General features: G+C 70.1%; 17 protein-coding genes. 10 read left to right on the top strand and 7 right to left on the bottom strand.

All coding sequences use genetic code 11. The features are described 5' to 3' along the window. Positions 1 to 75 precede the first annotated feature (75 nt). Positions 76 to 1,362 (bottom strand): phosphopyruvate hydratase, encoded by a 1,287-nt coding sequence (eno, locus tag ABD987_RS26020; RefSeq protein WP_345398978.1) that lies wholly within the window; start codon positions 1,360 to 1,362, stop codon positions 76 to 78. 59 nt (positions 1,363 to 1,421) lie between these two features. Continuing rightward, the gene (locus ABD987_RS26015) at positions 1,422 to 1,907 is read right to left on the bottom strand and encodes a VOC family protein (protein ID WP_345398975.1); all 486 of its coding nucleotides are present in this window, start codon (positions 1,905 to 1,907) and stop codon (positions 1,422 to 1,424) included. Between the two features lie 72 nt (positions 1,908 to 1,979). Between ABD987_RS26015 and ABD987_RS26010 the strand changes: the two genes are divergently transcribed. From ABD987_RS26010 to ABD987_RS25985, 6 genes are all read left to right on the top strand, one after another. Continuing rightward, positions 1,980 to 2,384 (top strand): tetratricopeptide repeat protein, encoded by a 405-nt coding sequence (locus ABD987_RS26010; protein ID WP_345398972.1) that lies wholly within the window; start codon positions 1,980 to 1,982, stop codon positions 2,382 to 2,384. Between the two features lie 7 nt (positions 2,385 to 2,391). Beyond that, positions 2,392 to 3,003, top strand: a complete 612-nt coding sequence (locus ABD987_RS26005) for a hypothetical protein (RefSeq protein ID WP_345398969.1) — start codon at positions 2,392 to 2,394, stop codon at positions 3,001 to 3,003. 154 nt (positions 3,004 to 3,157) lie between these two features. Next, on the top strand, positions 3,158 to 3,337 hold the full coding sequence (locus tag ABD987_RS26000; RefSeq protein ID WP_345398966.1) for a hypothetical protein: 180 nt from the start codon (positions 3,158 to 3,160) through the stop codon (positions 3,335 to 3,337). A gap of 240 nt (positions 3,338 to 3,577) precedes the next feature. Beyond that, the gene (locus tag ABD987_RS25995; RefSeq protein ID WP_345398963.1) at positions 3,578 to 4,516 is read left to right on the top strand and encodes a transporter substrate-binding domain-containing protein; all 939 of its coding nucleotides are present in this window, start codon (positions 3,578 to 3,580) and stop codon (positions 4,514 to 4,516) included. A gap of 16 nt (positions 4,517 to 4,532) precedes the next feature. Next, entirely contained in the window at positions 4,533 to 5,177 is a 645-nt protein-coding gene (locus ABD987_RS25990; protein WP_345398960.1) for an amino acid ABC transporter permease, read from the top strand. Next, positions 5,174 to 5,992 carry an amino acid ABC transporter permease gene (locus tag ABD987_RS25985; protein WP_345398957.1) on the top strand — a complete coding sequence of 273 codons (819 nt, stop codon included), beginning with the start codon at positions 5,174 to 5,176 and terminating at the stop codon, positions 5,990 to 5,992. Before ABD987_RS25990 ends, ABD987_RS25985 begins: the two co-directional genes overlap by 4 nt. Before the next feature lie 457 nt (positions 5,993 to 6,449). On the opposite strand, the gene ABD987_RS25980 is transcribed toward ABD987_RS25985, so the two are convergent. Next, the gene (locus ABD987_RS25980; RefSeq protein WP_345399951.1) at positions 6,450 to 7,187 is read right to left on the bottom strand and encodes a lysozyme family protein; all 738 of its coding nucleotides are present in this window, start codon (positions 7,185 to 7,187) and stop codon (positions 6,450 to 6,452) included. A 374-nt stretch (positions 7,188 to 7,561) separates the two neighbouring features. On the opposite strand from ABD987_RS25980, the gene efeU reads away from it, so the two are divergent. The 4 genes from efeU to ABD987_RS25960 are packed head-to-tail and all read left to right on the top strand — an operon-like array spanning position 7,562 to position 11,269. Next, on the top strand, positions 7,562 to 8,413 hold the full coding sequence (gene efeU / locus ABD987_RS25975; RefSeq protein WP_345398954.1) for an iron uptake transporter permease EfeU: 852 nt from the start codon (positions 7,562 to 7,564) through the stop codon (positions 8,411 to 8,413). Next, positions 8,410 to 9,549, top strand: coding sequence for an iron uptake system protein EfeO (gene efeO / locus ABD987_RS25970; protein ID WP_345398951.1), 1,140 nt, complete (start codon positions 8,410 to 8,412; stop codon positions 9,547 to 9,549). Before efeU ends, efeO begins: the two co-directional genes overlap by 4 nt. Then, positions 9,546 to 10,817, top strand: coding sequence for an iron uptake transporter deferrochelatase/peroxidase subunit (gene efeB, locus ABD987_RS25965; RefSeq protein ID WP_345398948.1), 1,272 nt, complete (start codon positions 9,546 to 9,548; stop codon positions 10,815 to 10,817). Before efeO ends, efeB begins: the two co-directional genes overlap by 4 nt. Before the next feature lie 41 nt (positions 10,818 to 10,858). Beyond that, positions 10,859 to 11,269, top strand: a complete 411-nt coding sequence (locus ABD987_RS25960; RefSeq protein WP_345398945.1) for a PPOX class F420-dependent oxidoreductase — start codon at positions 10,859 to 10,861, stop codon at positions 11,267 to 11,269. Here ABD987_RS25960 and ABD987_RS25955 read toward each other — a convergent pair. The 4 genes from ABD987_RS25955 to ABD987_RS25940 form a co-directional block, all read right to left on the bottom strand. Then, on the bottom strand, positions 11,266 to 12,042 hold the full coding sequence (locus tag ABD987_RS25955; RefSeq protein ID WP_345398942.1) for an ABC transporter ATP-binding protein: 777 nt from the start codon (positions 12,040 to 12,042) through the stop codon (positions 11,266 to 11,268). The two genes, ABD987_RS25960 and ABD987_RS25955, sit on opposite strands and share 4 nt — an antisense overlap. Further along, complete coding sequence (locus ABD987_RS25950) at positions 12,039 to 12,722, bottom strand: FadR/GntR family transcriptional regulator (protein ID WP_345398939.1); 684 nt, start codon at positions 12,720 to 12,722, stop codon at positions 12,039 to 12,041. Before ABD987_RS25950 ends, ABD987_RS25955 begins: the two co-directional genes overlap by 4 nt. 236 nt (positions 12,723 to 12,958) lie before the next feature. Then, a complete protein-coding gene (locus tag ABD987_RS25945; RefSeq protein ID WP_345398936.1) occupies positions 12,959 to 14,320 on the bottom strand; it encodes a hypothetical protein in 1,362 nt (453 codons plus the stop codon). Further along, positions 14,317 to 15,114 carry an ABC transporter ATP-binding protein gene (locus ABD987_RS25940; protein ID WP_345398933.1) on the bottom strand — a complete coding sequence of 266 codons (798 nt, stop codon included), beginning with the start codon at positions 15,112 to 15,114 and terminating at the stop codon, positions 14,317 to 14,319. Before ABD987_RS25940 ends, ABD987_RS25945 begins: the two co-directional genes overlap by 4 nt. Between the last annotated feature and the right edge of the window lie 15 nt (positions 15,115 to 15,129).

The raw sequence follows: 15,129 nt of genomic DNA, 5'->3' as shown, positions 1-15,129 counted from the left end.
GGACCCGCTCCCGGCGGAGCCGTTGGCGCGGCCGCCACGACGGCTGCGTGCCCTCCCCCGGTCAGCCATCCGGGATCAGGACTCCGCGCTGAACCGGGGGAACGCCAGGTCGCCCGCGTACCGGGCGGCGTCGGCGAGGGTCTCCTCGATGCGCAGCAGCTGGTTGTACTTCGCGATCCGCTCGCCGCGGGCCGGGGCACCGGTCTTGATCTGCCCGACACCGGTCGCGACCGCGAGGTCGGCGATGAACGTGTCCTCGGTCTCACCGGACCGGTGGCTCATCATCGACTTGTAGCCGTAGGACGTCGCCAGCGACACCGCGTCCAGCGTCTCCGACAGCGTGCCGATCTGGTTGACCTTGACCAGCAGCGCGTTGGCGGCGCGGCGGGAGATGCCCTCCTCCAGCCGGTCCGGGTTGGTGACGAACAGGTCGTCGCCGACGATCTGGATCTTGTCGCCGAGCTGCGCGGTCAGCGTGACCCAGCCGTCCCAGTCGTCCTCGCTCAGCGGGTCCTCGATGGACACCAGCGGGTAGTCCCGGACGAGCTGCCCGTAGTACTCGGACATCTGCTCGGCGCTCTTCTTGGTGCCCTCGAACGTGTAGGCACCGTCACCGAAGAACTCGGTCGCGGCGACGTCGAGCGCCAGCGCGACGTCGCGGCCCGGGGTGTACCCGGCCTTCTCGATGGCCTGCAGGATCAGGTCCAGCGCCTCGCGGTTGTTGCCGAGGTTGGGGGCGAAGCCGCCCTCGTCGCCGAGACCGGTCGCCAGGCCGCGGCCCTTCAGCACCGACTTCAGCGAGTGGTAGACCTCGGCGCCCCAGCGCAGCGCCTCCCGGAAGGACTCCGCGCCGATCGGCGCGATCATGAACTCCTGGATGTCGACGTTGCTGTCGGCGTGCGAACCACCGTTGAGGATGTTCAGCATCGGCACCGGCAGCACGTGCGCGTTCGGCCCGCCGAGGTAGCGGAACAGCTCCAGCTCCGAGGACTCCGCGGCGGCCTTGGCCACCGCGAGCGAGGCGCCGAGGATCGCGTTCGCGCCGAGCCGGGACTTCGCCGGGGTGCCGTCGAGGTCGACCAGCTTCTGGTCCACGATGCGCTGGTCGACGGCGTCGGTGCCGACCAGGTCGGGGCCGATCTCGTCGAGCACGGCGGCTACCGCGCGCTCCACGCCCTTGCCGTTGTAGCGGCCGGTGTCGCCGTCGCGAAGCTCGACCGCCTCGTGTTCGCCGGTGGACGCGCCGGACGGGACCGCGGCCCGTGCCAGCGTGCCGTCGTCAAGGGCCACCTCCACCTCGACGGTCGGGTTGCCACGCGAGTCGAGAATCTCACGCGCGCCTACCTGCTCGATGAGAGCCACACCTGCTCCTCATGGGGTCGTGCCTGCGGTGACGCGCTCAGCGTAGCCGTCCGCGTGGTTCACCCGTTGGAGGCACGGCCGGTCTGCTCCGGATCCGCCCGCACCGCGCTCCACCCCGGCGGCAGGTCGACGGTGTCGGACACCTGCTGCCAGAACGTCCAGCTGTTGCCGCCGATGTCCGCGACGGTGAACACCCGCGCGCCGTACGGCTGGTCCTGCGGCGGATCGATCTCCGCGTCGTCGCCGAGGATGCCCCTGATCCGTTCGTAGTGAGCGTCGACGTCGGCCACGTAGAGGATGTTGAGCTGCCCGACGGGACCGTCGACGCCCTTCGCCGACCAGTACTCGTCGCCGACGCCCGCCAGCTGGATCCGGCACCCGCCCGCGTTCAGCGTGGCCTGGAAGACCTCGCCGGCCGAGTCGGTGAACCTGACCTCCTCGGTGAACCCGAACACCCTGGTCAGCCAGGCCAGCGCGGTGGTCGCGTCCGCGTAGTACAGATACGGCGCGAGGCCGAGATAGCCATCAGTCCGGTCCGTGCTCATGACGCGACAGTCCATCACGCGCCGTCCAACGGTCGAGAAACACCCCGTTCACCGAGTATCGTGAGAGTGACTATGACGGACGCCGCTGCACTACCCGAGCCCTCCGGCGAGTCCAACTTTTATGCCTTCCGACAGGCCGAAACCCTCATCGGGCAACGCAGACCGCTGGACGCGCTGAAAGCGCTCGAACCCCTGCTGGACGACGAACCGGACAAACCCAGCGTCCAGTTGCTCGCCGGTCGCGCGTACTTCCATTCCGCGCAGTTACGACGCGCCGAGCGCGCCTTCACCCGGGTGCTGGAGCTCGACCCGACCGATCACTACGCGCGGTTCGTGCTCGGCCGGACCCTGCAGCGCCTCGGCCGATTGGCCGAGGCGCTCGCGCAGTTGCGCATGGCCTCGGCGATGAACCCGGTGCCGGAGTATCTCGAGGCGATCAGCGAGGTCAACGCCCGCATCGCGCTGGGCGGTTCCTGACTCCCACATGGACGGACAGCCCCGCTTCGCCGCGTTCACCGACGAAAGAAACTGGTGCGGCGGCTTCTACGAACTGGACATCGAACTCGGCGCGCCCGACGACGCGCGGCTCGAACGGGCCTTGTCGGCGCTTTGCCAGGTCAGCGGTGTCGAACGCTGGTACGCCAGTAAGGACCGCGAACCGGCCGACCAGACGCCCGTCCCCGTCACGCTGGCGGCCTTCGCGGAGTCCAACCACCTGTACTCGACGATCCGGCTGCCCGGCGGCGCCACGGTCGTGTGCGGTTGTTTCGTGTCCCGCGGCGAGGACGGGCCGGACCGGCTGGACTTCTACCTCCCGCTGGGCGCGCTGGCCCGCACCGACCGCCGGATCGGCGGTTTCCCGTTCGGCCCGTCAGGCGGGGAAGGCTCCCTGACCTGGCGAAATGAGCTGGACGGCTGGCTCGCCGGGCTCGCGATCGCGCTGTTCGGCCGGGTCCCGTTCCGGCTGGCCGTGCTCGGTTTCGAACCGGACGTAGTGGAATCGGCCGATCTCGCCGGCGGGCTCCCGGCCGAACGCTGGGACGGCTACGTGCTCCCCGGCGGCGACGGGCCCCGCTACGTCCCCGCCAACCGCTGAGCCCTGCCCGTTCTCGGCCGATCGGCCATCGGCGCATGACCGGTCGGCCGGTGCGCACCGGCCGAGCGGCCGATCCGCACGGGGGCCCCGAACGGCGATGCTGGTTCCAGGTCGCCGGGGTGGCGGCCGGACCGGGGTCCTGGAGGAGGACATCATGACGATCTTCACGACGATCGGCGCTTTCGCCGGACTGTTCCTGCTGGTGCTCATGGCGGTGACGCCCGCGGTGGTCGACCTCGCCCAGCGCTTCCCGGTCCGGCACCGCCGCCCCGCCGTCACCAAGGCCGCCCGCCCGGCAGCGGCGACGCGCGGCACCGTACGGGCCGCTGCCTGAACCCGCTCGACAAGCACCTTTCGAGCCGGCTCGAAACTCCCGCGCCCACACCGGAAATCCGGGTGACCGCGCGGGCTTGACGCCGCCCAGTGGACTGGTCCATTCTGCGAAAAGGCCACGATCACGTCAGCCGATCACCGCCGGTCCGGTTGCCGGGTGCGCCGCGAGCGTCGGGAAACCCTTGGCACAGCGGCAAAATCGGCGTTCTCCGGTTCCCGGCGCGGAAAGGGCGGGGGACCCATGAGCCAGGTGTCGTCGACGCGCCGGAAGATCGCGGTGTGCGCGGCGGTGCTCGCCCTCGGGGCGGGATCCGCCTGTTCCGGCGGCGAAACCGCGGTACCCGGCGGCACCGGCGGCGGGCAGGCCACGCGCGGCATCCTCGACCGCGCCCCGGTCGCCACCGAGGCCGAACTGGCCGCGAGCCCGACGGCCCAGGCAATCAAGAAGCGTGGCGAACTGCTCGTCGGCAGCGTGCTGGACACCCCGCTGCTGTCGCAGCAGAACCCGGCCACCGGCGAGGCCGAGGGTTTCGACGCGCTGTTGAGCCAGTTGCTCGCCAAGTACATCCTCGGCACCCCGGACCGCAGGATCGTCAACGGCACGCCACAGACCCGCGAAGCGCTGCTGAGCAACGGAACCGTCGACACCGTCTTCATGGCATACGGCATCAAACCGGAACGCGCCGCGAAGGTCGGCTTCGCCGGGCCGTACTTCACCTCCGGCACCGCGATCGCCACGCTCAAGAGCAGGAACGACATCACCGGTGCCGCGGACCTCAACGGCAAGAACGTCCTTGTCCTTTCCGGATCGAGCGCGGTCGACGAACTCAAGACCGTCGCGCCGGGCACCGCGAGCGTCCAGCAGTTCCCGAGTACCCAGGAGGCCGTGCAGGCCCTCGTGCAGGGCCGGGGTGACGCGTTCGCCAGCGACCTCGTCGCCCTCGCCGGTGCCGCGTACGCGGAGAACCGGATCAAGGTCGCCGATTCGCGGGTGTTCGTGCCCGAGGCCGAGGGCATCGGCATCCGGCACGGGGACGAGACGTTCAAGAAGTTCGTCAACGACTGGCTGAAGAAGATCGAGGACGCGAAGCTCTGGCACGAGGCCTATCGGGCGACCTTCGGCAAGGCGCTGCCGGACGTGCCGGAACCGCCGAGGATCGGGGACGTCCCCGGAATCTGACGCGCGCCGAGCAGAGATGAGCCCGCTGACCGAGTCCCTCGGCGAATTCGGCAGGGGTGTGCTGACCACCGTGGAGCTCGCCGGCGCCTCCTTCCTCGGCGCGGCGGCGGTGGCCGTCGTCGTGGTCACCTGCCGGATCGTCCCGGTGCGGCCGCTGCGGATGTTCGGCGCCGCCTACGTCGAGGTGTTCCAGAGCGTCCCGCTGCTGCTGTGGCTCGCGTTGGTGTTCTTCGCGCTGCCGGAGATCGGTGTCGAGTTCGGCGCGTTCGCCAGCGTCGTGCTGGCTTCCTCGCTGTACCAGGGCTCCTACTACGCCGAAGCGATCCGGTCCGGGGTGAACTCGGTACCGAGGGGACAGGCGGAGGCCGCGCGCGCACTGGGGCTGGGCACCCGGCGGCTGCTCACCGAAATCGTGCTGCCCCAGGCGTTTCGCGCCACCGTCCAGCCGCTGACCAACGTCACGATCACGCTCGTGCTGGAGACCGCGCTCGCCGCGACCGTCGGCCTGCTCGACCTGACCGAGGCGGCGAACCGGATCACCTTCCGCACCGCGGAGCCGATTCTCGTCTACACCGGCGCCGGGCTCTGCTACGCGGCGCTGGCGGTGCTGATCTCCACGATCGGCGGCAGACTGGAGCGACGGCTGGTGATCCACCGGTGAGCGACGCGCTTTTCGACGTTCCGGGCCCGAAGACGCGGCGGCGGATCAGGATCGCCACCGTGGCGTCGATCCTGCTCGGTGTCGCGGTGCTCGCGGTGGCACTGCTGAAGTTCTCGGACCACGGCCAGCTCGCGTCCGGCCGGTGGCGCCCGTTCGGCACCTGGCCGGTCCTGCGCTACCTGCTGCACGGCCTCGGCGGCACCGCGCTCGCCGCCGCGCTGTCCACCGTGCTCGCCGGGGTGTCCGGCCTGCTGCTCGCGTTCGCCAGGGTTTCCGGGCCGCGTCCGGTCGCCTTCCTCGCCAGGGCCTACCAGGAGGTGATCCGGGTACTGCCCGGCCTGCTGCTGATCTACGTCGTGCTCTTCGCGCTGCCGCCGCTCGGGGTGCGGTTGAGTCCACTGTGGATGATCGTCACGGCGATCACGGTGTACCGGGCGACGCAGTTCGGCGAGATCTTCCGTAGCGGCATCCTTTCTTTGGACCGTGGCCAGGGCGAGGCGGCGCTGGCGCTCGGGATGACCAGGACGGGCGCGCTGCGGCACGTGGTGTTCCCGCAGGCGTTGCGCCGGGTGACGCCGTCGCTGGTGGGACAGCTCGCCGGGATCGTGAAGGACACCGCGTTCGGCTACCTCGTCAGCTACGCGGATCTGGTGTTCCGCGGCAAGACCCTGGCCGCCTACAACCATCTGCTGATCCAGACCTACCTGGTGCTCACGCTCGGCTATTTCCTGGTCAACCACGCGCTTTCCCGGCTCGCGAGGCGGCTCGAAGCACGAGAACGCCGCACCGGCCGATCGACGCCCCCGAGTCAGTGACGCGCCCGGCCCGGACCACAACCGTGCGAGAGCCCCGAGCCAGTGAGGCGCGCTCCTCAAGCGCCCCAATGTGGCATTGGGTGCGTCAGACGCACCGAACGCCACATTCGCTGCGCTGGACGCACCGAACGCCACATTGGGGCGCACTGGAGTCCGCAAGGGATCCACGGAGCGCACCGGGCTGGTGACCCCCGCGCTCAGATGTCCCGAAAGCGTCGTTCGGGACGCTGATCGCCCCCAACGGCGCGTTCGGGACATCGGCCGCAGCACCGCAGGAGCCGGCCACCCACGTTCTGTCGCTGCCTGTCCGTACCGTGTTCGGCAAGGGGGCCTCGGGGTGTCCTGAATCTTCCGTTCATTCCTTCAGCGGTCCGTGAATGCCACATTGAGGGACTCAGAGTCCCTCAATGTGGCATTCACGGACCAGGGCGTCCCGCGTGGCCGGACCCCGCGCGAACTACGGCTGGAGGCTGGCGGCCGCGTAGGCGTCGGCGCCGCTGAACACGTCCTGCCCGTAGGTCACGGCCTGGTTGTAGAACAGCACCGCCCGCCACCAGCCCGCCGGTGTCGCCAGATCGTCCCCGGCCGAGCACAGGTAGCGCGCGGCGGTGAAGGCGGCGTCGTCGATGTTCTGCGGGTCCGGCTCGGCGCCGTCGCTGCTGGCGCGCGCGGCGTACTTCCGCCATGTCGTGGGCACGAACTGCATCGGGCCGACGGCGCGGTCCCAGGTCGTGTCGCCGTCCAGCTTGCCGCCGTCGCTGTCCTTGACCGCCTGCACGCCCGGCGAACCGTCGAGCGCCGGGCCGATGATCGGCTTGGTGACCCGCCCGTCCGCGCCGATCTCGGCGCCACCGAACCGGCCGTGCCGCGATTCGACCCTGCCGATCCCGGCGAGGAACGTCCACGACAGGTGACACGACGGTTTCTGTCCCGCCATCCACATCTCGGCCCGCCCGTACGCGGCGAGCACCCGCGCGGAGACCTGCGTCTTGTCCGCAACCCGCGCGGCCCAGGCGTCGAGCTCCGCCTGGTCCGAGACCTCGGGCCGGTCCGGCGGAGCCGCGAGGCCCGGCCGCGGGACGCCCTCGCCCGGCTTCGGGCGCTGCTCCTCGACGGTGAACGCGGGCTTCGGCGGCGGCTCGGCGGGCGGGCGGTCCAGCCCGACGGTCACGAGCAGCACCACCCCCGTCGCCACGAGCCCGAGCACCAGCAGCACCTTGCCGAGCGAACGCCGGGGCGGGGGAAGGTGGGGTGGCGGGAGCGGAGGGGCGGCGATCGGCTGGGTCGGTTCGGCCACCCGTTCAGGGTACGTGGCCCCCCACGCGGGGGACCCGGAAAGACACCCCCGGCAAGCCGAAGGTAAAAAATCGAGGACCGGAACGCAGCTCACATATTTCGTTACCGAACCGCGCCACACCTCGCTGACCTGCGGTTACCCTAACCTAACACCGCGCACTCCTCCCTTTTGCCCGGTTCACTGGATTAGGTAAGGCTTACCCTCTACTGGACTTACAGGTGAGCCTTACCTAAAACCGTCAAGTCGAATGCGGGACGCGAGGAGGCGGAGCGGTGTTGTTCTCGAGCGCACTGATCGGATTGCGCGAAGGTCTGGAAGCCGCGCTGGTGGTCAGCATCCTGGTCGCGTTCCTGGTCAAGACCGACCGGCGGGCCGCGCTGCGCTGGGTGTGGCCGGGGATCGGCGCGGCGGTGCTGCTGAGCGTCGCGGTCGGCGCGATCCTCACCTACACCACCGCGCAGCTGAGCTTCGAGCACCAGGAGCTGCTCGGCGGCAGCCTGTCCATCGTCGCGGTCGTGTTCGTCACCGCGATGATCTTCTGGATGCGCAAGGCTTCCCGCAGCATCGCCGCGGAACTGCGCGGGAGAATGGACGAGGCGCTCAAGGTCGGCCCGCTCGCCGTGCTGGTGCTGTCGTTCCTCGCCGTCGGGCGCGAGGGCCTGGAAACCGCGGTGTTCTTCTACTCCGCCGTGCAGACCGCGCAGTCGGACACCGTCCAGCCGCTGATCGGGTTCGCGATCGGCATCGCCGCCGCGATCGTGCTGGCCTATCTGCTCTACCGCGGCGCGGTGCGGTTCGACCTCGGCAAGTTCTTCCTGATCACCGGCGTCCTGCTGGTGTTCGTCGCCGCCGGGGTCCTCGGCTACGGCCTGCACGACCTGCAGGAGGCCGGTTTCCTGCCCGGCATCGGCACGCTCGCGTTCGACGCGTCGAACGCGCTGCCCGAGACGTCCTGGTACGGCGCGCTGCTCAAGGGGATCTTCAACTACTCGCAGCAGACGACCGTGCTGCAGGCCGTCGCCTGGGCCGCCTACGTCGTCATCGTGCTGCCCCTGTTCCTCAGGCCGGTCAAGGCCGGCAAGAAGACCGCCCCGGCGTCCGCCGTGGCCACCGCTAAGGAGTGACCGTGCGCAACACCCGACGATTCCCGCTGGCCGTACTCGGTGCCGGTGTCCTGGTGGCACTCACCGCCTGCGGCGGCAAGGAGGACACCGCGGGCGCCGCCGGCCCGATCAGGGTGGAGGCCACCGACACCGCGTGCACGGTGTCGGCGAACAAGGCAGGCGCCGGGAACCTGACCTTCGAGGTCACCAACAAGGGCACCAAGGTCACCGAGTTCTACCTCTACGCCGAGGGCGACCGGATCATGGGCGAGGTCGAGAACATCGCGCCGGGCCTGAACCGCAAGCTGATCGTCGAGGTCGCCGACGCGGGCAAGTACCAGGCGGCCTGCAAGCCGGGGATGACCGGCAACGGCATCCGCACCGACTTCACCGTCACCGGCGGCGCCCCGAAGCAGGGCGACACGAACGCCCTCAAGGCACAGGCCACCAAGAGCTACGCGGACTACGTCGCTAACAACGCCGCCGCGCTGGAAGAGGGCACGACCAAGTTCGTCAACGCGGTCAAGGCGGGCAAGGTCGACGAGGCGAAGACCGCGTACGCGTCGACGCGGGTCTTCTACGAGCGGATCGAGCCGGTGGCCGAGAAGTTCGGCGACCTCGACCCGGCGATCGACGCCCGCGAGGCCGATGTCGAGGAAGGCAAGCAGTTCACCGGCTTCCACCGGCTGGAGAAGGATCTGTGGAAGTCCGGCCTGCAGCCCGACAGCGGGGCCATCGCCGACAAGCTGCTCACCGACGTCAAGGATCTGATCGGCAAGACCAAGGGACTGCAGCTGACCGCGCTCGACCTCGCCAACGGCGCGAAGGAGCTGCTCGACGAGGTCGCGACGAAGAAGATCTCCGGCGAGGAGGAGACCTTCTCGCACACCGACCTCTGGGACTTCCAGGCCAATGTGGACGGTTCGAAGGCGGCGATCAACGCGCTGCGCCCGATCCTGCAGCAGAATGACGCCGCGCTGCTGGCCACTTTGGACAAGGAGTTCGGGAACGTGCAGAAGCAGCTCGACGAGCAGCGCAGCGGGGACGGGTTCCGGTCCTACACCGAGCTCGCCAAGGACAAGGTCAAGCAGTTCGCCTCGGCGGTGGACGCGCTGAGCGAGCCGCTGAGCAAGGTCGCGGAGGTCGTGTCACGGTGACACCACAAACGGGGACTGACGACGGCGCCGTCTCTCGTCGCAGGCTGTTCGGCCTGGCGGGAGCGGGCGCCGCCCTGGCGGGAGCCGGGGTGGCCGCGGGAATCGGAATCGACAGGCTGGGCGGGGAGAACACCGCGCAGGCGGCGGTCACCACCGTGGACTTCCACGGCGCGCACCAGGCGGGCATCGTCACGCCGACGCAGCAGAACCTGCACTTCGCCGCGCTCAATGTGACCACAAAGGACCGTGCGAAGCTGGTCAAACTGCTGCGTACGTGGACCGAGGCCGCGCGCCGGATGACCGCGGGCCAGGAGGTCGTCGCGAACGGCGCCATCGGTGGCGGCGCCGAGGCCCCGCCGGGAGACACCGGCGAAGCGCTCGACCTGCCCGCGTCCTCGCTCACCCTGACCGTCGGCTTCGGGCCGTCGCTGTTCGACGACCGGTTCGGCCTCGCGGCGAAACGTCCCGAGCAGCTGATCGACCTGCCGTTGTTCCCTAAGGACAAGCTCGACCCGGCCCGCGGCGGCGGCGACCTGTGCGTCCAGGCGTGTGCGAACGACCCGCAGGTCGCCGTGCACGCGGTGCGCAACCTCGTCCGGCTCGGGTTCGGCGTCACCGAGGTCCGCTGGTCGCAGCTCGGGTTCGGCCGCAGTTCCTCGACCTCGCGGACGCAGACCACGCCGCGGAACCTGTTCGGCTTCAAGGACGGCACGAACAACATCAAGGCCGAGGACACCGACGTGCTGCGCGAGCAGGTGTGGGCCGACGCCGCGGACGGCCAGCCCTGGATGGCGGGCGGCACCTACCTGGTGGCGCGCCGGATCCGGATGCACATCGAGACCTGGGACCGGGAGCGGCTCACCGGCCAGGAGGAGATCATCGGGCGCAAGAAGGGCGACGGCGCGGCGCTCGGGCAGGCCGCCGAGTTCGACCCGGTCGACCTGCACGTCGGCGGGAAGGACGGGAAGCCGCTGATCCCCGAGGACTCGCACATCCGGCTCGCGTCGCACGAGACGTTGAACGGGGCGCGGATCCTGCGTCGCGGCTACAACTTCGTCGACGGCTCGGACGGCGTCGGGCATCTGGAGGCCGGTCTGTTCTTCCTGGCGTTCAACCGGGACAGCCGCAGGCAGTTCGTCCCGATGCAGCAGGCTTTGTCCACAAAGGACGCGATGATGGAGTACATCCAGCACACCGGCTCGGCACACTTCGCCATCCCGCCCGGCGTGTCGGAGAAGGGCTACTGGGGCGAGGGGCTGTTCGGGTGACGGCTTGACTTCAAGGGAACTTGAAGTTGGAGGCTGACCACATGTTCACCGAAGCCGAAATCGAGTACCTGACCACCCAGCCGCTCGGCCGCATCGCGACCGCGCAGCCGGACGGCACGTTGCAGGTCAGCCCGGTCGCCTTCACCTGGAATCCCGAGGCGAAGACGATCGACGTCACCGGCTACAACCTGACGAAGAGCCGGAAGTACCGCAACGTCGCGGCCAACGGCCAGGTCGCGTTCGTGGTCGACGACCGGCCGTCACTGGAGCCGATGCGCGTCCGCTGCCTGGAGATCCGCGGCCGCGGCGAGGTGGTCCCCGGCGCGTTCACCCCGGACGGCCACCTCGACGGCGCGGTGATCCGCATCCACCCGACGCGGATCATCAGCCTTGGCGTCGACGACGGGGACCACGATCCGCTCGACCTCGTCCCGAACAACCGCGACGTCTAGGCCCGCGCCGCCCAGCGGCCCTCGTGCCTGCTGATCCGCACCGGGTGATCGAAGCATTTGCTCACCTGGTCGGTGGTCAGCACGTCGTCGACGGCACCCGAGGCCAGGCAGCGCCCTTCCCGCAGCAGCAACGCGTGGGTGGTGGTCGCGGGCAGCTCTTCGAGGTGGTGGGTGACCAGCACGGTCGCCAGTGCCGGATGCTCACCGCGCAGCCGGTCGATGGCGGTCAGCAACTGTTCGCGGGCCGCGAGGTCGAGCCCGGTCGCGGGTTCGTCGAGCAGCAGGAGCCGAGGCTCGGGCATGAGCGCGCGGGCGATCAGCGCCCTGCCGCGCTCGCCCTGGGAAAGGACCGGCCAGGGGGTAGCGGCGCGCCGGTCCAGGCCGAGCAGGCCGATGAGCGCGTCCGCGTGCTCGGCCTGCTCGGCCGAGGGCGCCCAGCGCGGGACGAGCTCGGTGGTGTTGGTCAGCCCGGTGAGCACCACTTCCCTTACGGTCAGCGGGGTCCGCAGTGGATGCCGGGGATTGACGTGCCCGAGGTACGAGCGCAGCTCGCGCATGTCGACCCGGCCGAGCCGGTGGCCCAGCACCTCGACGACGCCCCGCGTCGGATGCGCGACGGCGCCCGCGAGGCTCAGCAGCGTGCTCTTGCCCGCGCCGTTGGCGCCGAGCAGTGCCCAGTGCTCCCCCGCTTCGACGGTCAGCGAGACGCTGTCGAGCAGGTAGTTTCCGTCGCGGACGAAATCGACGTCGTCGATCCGCAGCACGGCGGTCATTGATCATCCCCTTGTTGCGAGCGGAGAAAGTTCATTATCGAGTCCACATTGGACACCGTGGCCGCGATCGCGGCCTCCGGGTCGCGGTGTTCGAGCGCGGTCAGCAGCTCGGCGTGGGCACACGACTGATCGGGAAGGCCCGCCTCGTGGGCAACCATGTCGATCAGCGCTTCGCGCAGGCGGGGCCGGACGGAGTCGAAAAGACCCAGCAGCACGGCGTTTCCGGACAGTTCGACGACGCGGCGGTGGAATTCGAGGTCGGCGTCGACGAACGCGGCCGGGCCGCCGCCGAGGTGTTCCTGCCGTCCGGCCAGCCGTGCCGCCAGCCCGGCGACGTCCTCGCGCCGGATGCGCCGCGCGGCGAGCCGGGCGGCCTCGACCTCCAGCGCGCGCCGGACCTCGTGCAGTTCCAGCAGCTCCGCGCGGCGCAGCATCCGGCCGACGTCGACCGGGATCTCCCGCGCGGCGAAGGTGCCCGCGCCGTGCCGGACCTCGACCCAGCCGTCGTGGGCGAGCAGCCGGATCGCCTCCCGCACCGACGACCGGCCGACGCCGAGCTCGGCCGCGAGCCGGACCTCGTTCGGCAGCCGCCCGCCCGCGCCCCAGCGCTGCTCACGCAGCATCTCGCGCAGCAGGCGTTCGACCTGGGGCACCACCGGCCCGTGCGTCAGTCCCGCCATCTCGCCTCCCGTATCCGCCCGGGCCCATGCGCCCCAATGTGGCGTTCGGTGCGTCCAACGCACCGAACGCCACATTCGCTGCCGATTCAAGACCGGACGCGCAGCGTCTCCGTTGAGGGTGGTGGCGGGGGCAAGGGTGGAGCACCCAATGCCACATTGGGGCGCTCGACCGCGCGCCGTCGGCCGTTGTCGGAGACGAGCCTAACAGAAGTCCTCAGACGTCTGAGGAGTGGCGGCTACCTGCGTGTATCCGGGATGAGGCCGTTCATCGGGTCGCCGTGACAGGTGAGCAGCGCCTGCCGCTGCGCCAGGATCCAGGCCCGCTGTTCCGGCTCCGGACGCGCACGCAGCGCGTTCCAGGCCGTTTCGGCGGTCGGTGCGCCACTGACGAGCGAGTAGGACTTCCAGTCCGGCCGCTGGTCCCCGGTGAGCCAGGCGGCGGCGACGGCGCGCGCGGCCTCTTCCCGCAGCCAGTCGCCGTACTTTTCGTTGCACGCGGGCACGCCCGCCCCGGCGACCAGCGCCTTGGTCAGGTCGGCCGGGGACCGGCGCTTGGCCTGAAAGCTCTCGAACTCGGTGAAGACCGTGCCGGGGGCACGCTCCTCCGGCACGCCGCCGTACCCCGCGGGCGCGCTCGACTCCACCACCCTGGTCGGCGCGTCCGGCAGTTTCGCCAGCAGTCCCAGTGCTTCCCGGCCGGAGACCGCCAGTTCGGCGAGCTTGTCCTGGTGCAGCCGCGTCACGCAGACGGGCCCGTCGCACACCAGCTCGGCGGCGGCCCGGTCGAGGACCAGGTTGTCGTGCGGCGAGGCCGGGAACAGCGGGATCGCGATCAGCGCGCCGAGCGCGATCGGCGCGAACGCGAGGAGCCTTGCCCGGACCGATTTCACCGCCAGCAACAGGAAACCGGTGACGGCGACGCCGAGGAACCACAACGTCTGTCCGATGTCGACAGAGGCGGCGGTGGTGGCGAAGACGCTTCGCAGGTTCTCGAACGCCGGTGCCAGCAGGGACACGCGGTTGGGCAGGAACCCTTCGCCGAAGGCGCTGTTCATCATCGACAGGTACATCGCCACCACGGCCACGAAGGACGCGATCGCGGCGACCGGCGCGATGACCGGAAAGGGCAGCGCGCGGCCGATGCCGAGACCGAGACAGGCCGAGGCGATGACCGACAGCCCGCCGACGAGGAAGACCGGGAGCCAGGCGAGCGAGAAGTACTCACCACCGGCGATGGCCTGCACCGCGGCGATGCCGAACACCACCGTGTAAGCGAGGAACGAAAGCCCGGCGAACACTCCGGCCAGTTTCGCCGCGCGATGCCAGGCGGGCCGCGAAGCCGTGCCGAAGAGTTCTTCGGTCCCGGACCGCTTGTCCCGCATGCCCTGGATCGTCCCGGCGCCGATGACGACCGGGATCAGGAACACCAGCAGCATCCGGGTCCACAGGGCGGACGGGACCCAGTCCTCGCCCCAGGGAGCCGGTGCCTTCCGGATCGGGCCGCTCAGCCCGTACAGATAGAAGATCGCGATGGCGAGGAGGACGAGAGCCGTCCACGGCGCGATCGTGCGGCGCAGCTCGATGCGCAGAACGCTCACCAGTTTCCCTTTCCCTTGCCGAGGATCGCGGAGTAGCCGCGCTCGATCGGGCTGTCGCCGATGTCGTCGGGCCCGCCCGCGGCGACGAGCTCCGCGGGGGTGCCCTGGAAGACACGGTTGCCCTTGGCGAACAGGACGACGTCGGTGCAGGCCGCCGCGACGTCCTCGACGAGGTGGGTCGAGACGACGACGCAGGCGTCGCGGCCGATCTCCTGGAGGAGTTCGCGGAACCGGACGCGCTGCAACGGGTCGAGGCCCGCGGTCGGTTCGTCGAGCAGCAGGATGTCCGGGTCGTTCACGATCGCCTGCGCGATGCCCGCCCGCCGCACCATGCCGCCGGACAGCGTTTTCATCCGGTCGTCGGCGCGGTCGGTGAGGCCGACGCGGTCGATCGCGCGTTGCACGGCGCCCGGGATGTCCTTTTTGGACATGTCCTTGAGCCAGGCGAGGTATTCGACGAACTCGCGCACGGTGAAGTGCTTGTAGAAGCCGAAGTCCTGGGGAAGGTAGCCGATCCGGCGACGGAGGCCGCGTTGGTCGATGCGTCCCCCGATCGACGCACCGAGCAACACCAGCCTGCCGCCTGCCGGCCGGAGCACCGTCGCCAGTGCCCTGATCAGCGTGGTCTTCCCGGCCCCGTTCGGGCCGAGCAGACCGTGTACTCCCACGCCCAGCGTGAGATCCAGTCCGTCGACGGCGAGCTTGCGCCTGCCGACCCTGACCTGGAGTCCCTCGGCGTGGATCTCCTGCGCGTAGGTCGCCGGAGCGACTTCCGCGGCACTCACCGGGCGCATCCCATCTTCCCCTCT

The organism is Amycolatopsis samaneae (assembly GCF_039541975.1).
GTDB classification, from domain to species: domain Bacteria; phylum Actinomycetota; class Actinomycetes; order Mycobacteriales; family Pseudonocardiaceae; genus Amycolatopsis; species Amycolatopsis samaneae.
The sequence above is the reverse complement of the archived record's forward strand: the minus strand, read 5'-3'. Positions and strand labels throughout refer to the sequence as shown.

Bases quoted from the DNA above. Each gene is read 5' to 3' on its own strand.
- ABD987_RS26015 (WP_345398975.1), bottom strand. From the start codon at position 1,907: ATGAGCACGGACCGGACTGATGGCTATCTCGGCCTCGCGCCGTATCTG.
- ABD987_RS26010 (WP_345398972.1), top strand. From the start codon at position 1,980: ATGACGGACGCCGCTGCACTACCCGAGCCCTCCGGCGAGTCCAACTTT.
- ABD987_RS26005 (WP_345398969.1), top strand. From the start codon at position 2,392: ATGGACGGACAGCCCCGCTTCGCCGCGTTCACCGACGAAAGAAACTGG.
- ABD987_RS26000 (WP_345398966.1), top strand. From the start codon at position 3,158: ATGACGATCTTCACGACGATCGGCGCTTTCGCCGGACTGTTCCTGCTG.
- ABD987_RS25995 (WP_345398963.1), top strand. From the start codon at position 3,578: ATGAGCCAGGTGTCGTCGACGCGCCGGAAGATCGCGGTGTGCGCGGCG.
- ABD987_RS25990 (WP_345398960.1), top strand. From the start codon at position 4,533: ATGAGCCCGCTGACCGAGTCCCTCGGCGAATTCGGCAGGGGTGTGCTG.
- ABD987_RS25960 (WP_345398945.1), top strand. From the start codon at position 10,859: ATGTTCACCGAAGCCGAAATCGAGTACCTGACCACCCAGCCGCTCGGC.
- ABD987_RS25955 (WP_345398942.1), bottom strand. From the start codon at position 12,042: ATGACCGCCGTGCTGCGGATCGACGACGTCGATTTCGTCCGCGACGGA.
- ABD987_RS25950 (WP_345398939.1), bottom strand. From the start codon at position 12,722: ATGGCGGGACTGACGCACGGGCCGGTGGTGCCCCAGGTCGAACGCCTG.
- ABD987_RS25940 (WP_345398933.1), bottom strand. From the start codon at position 15,114: ATGCGCCCGGTGAGTGCCGCGGAAGTCGCTCCGGCGACCTACGCGCAG.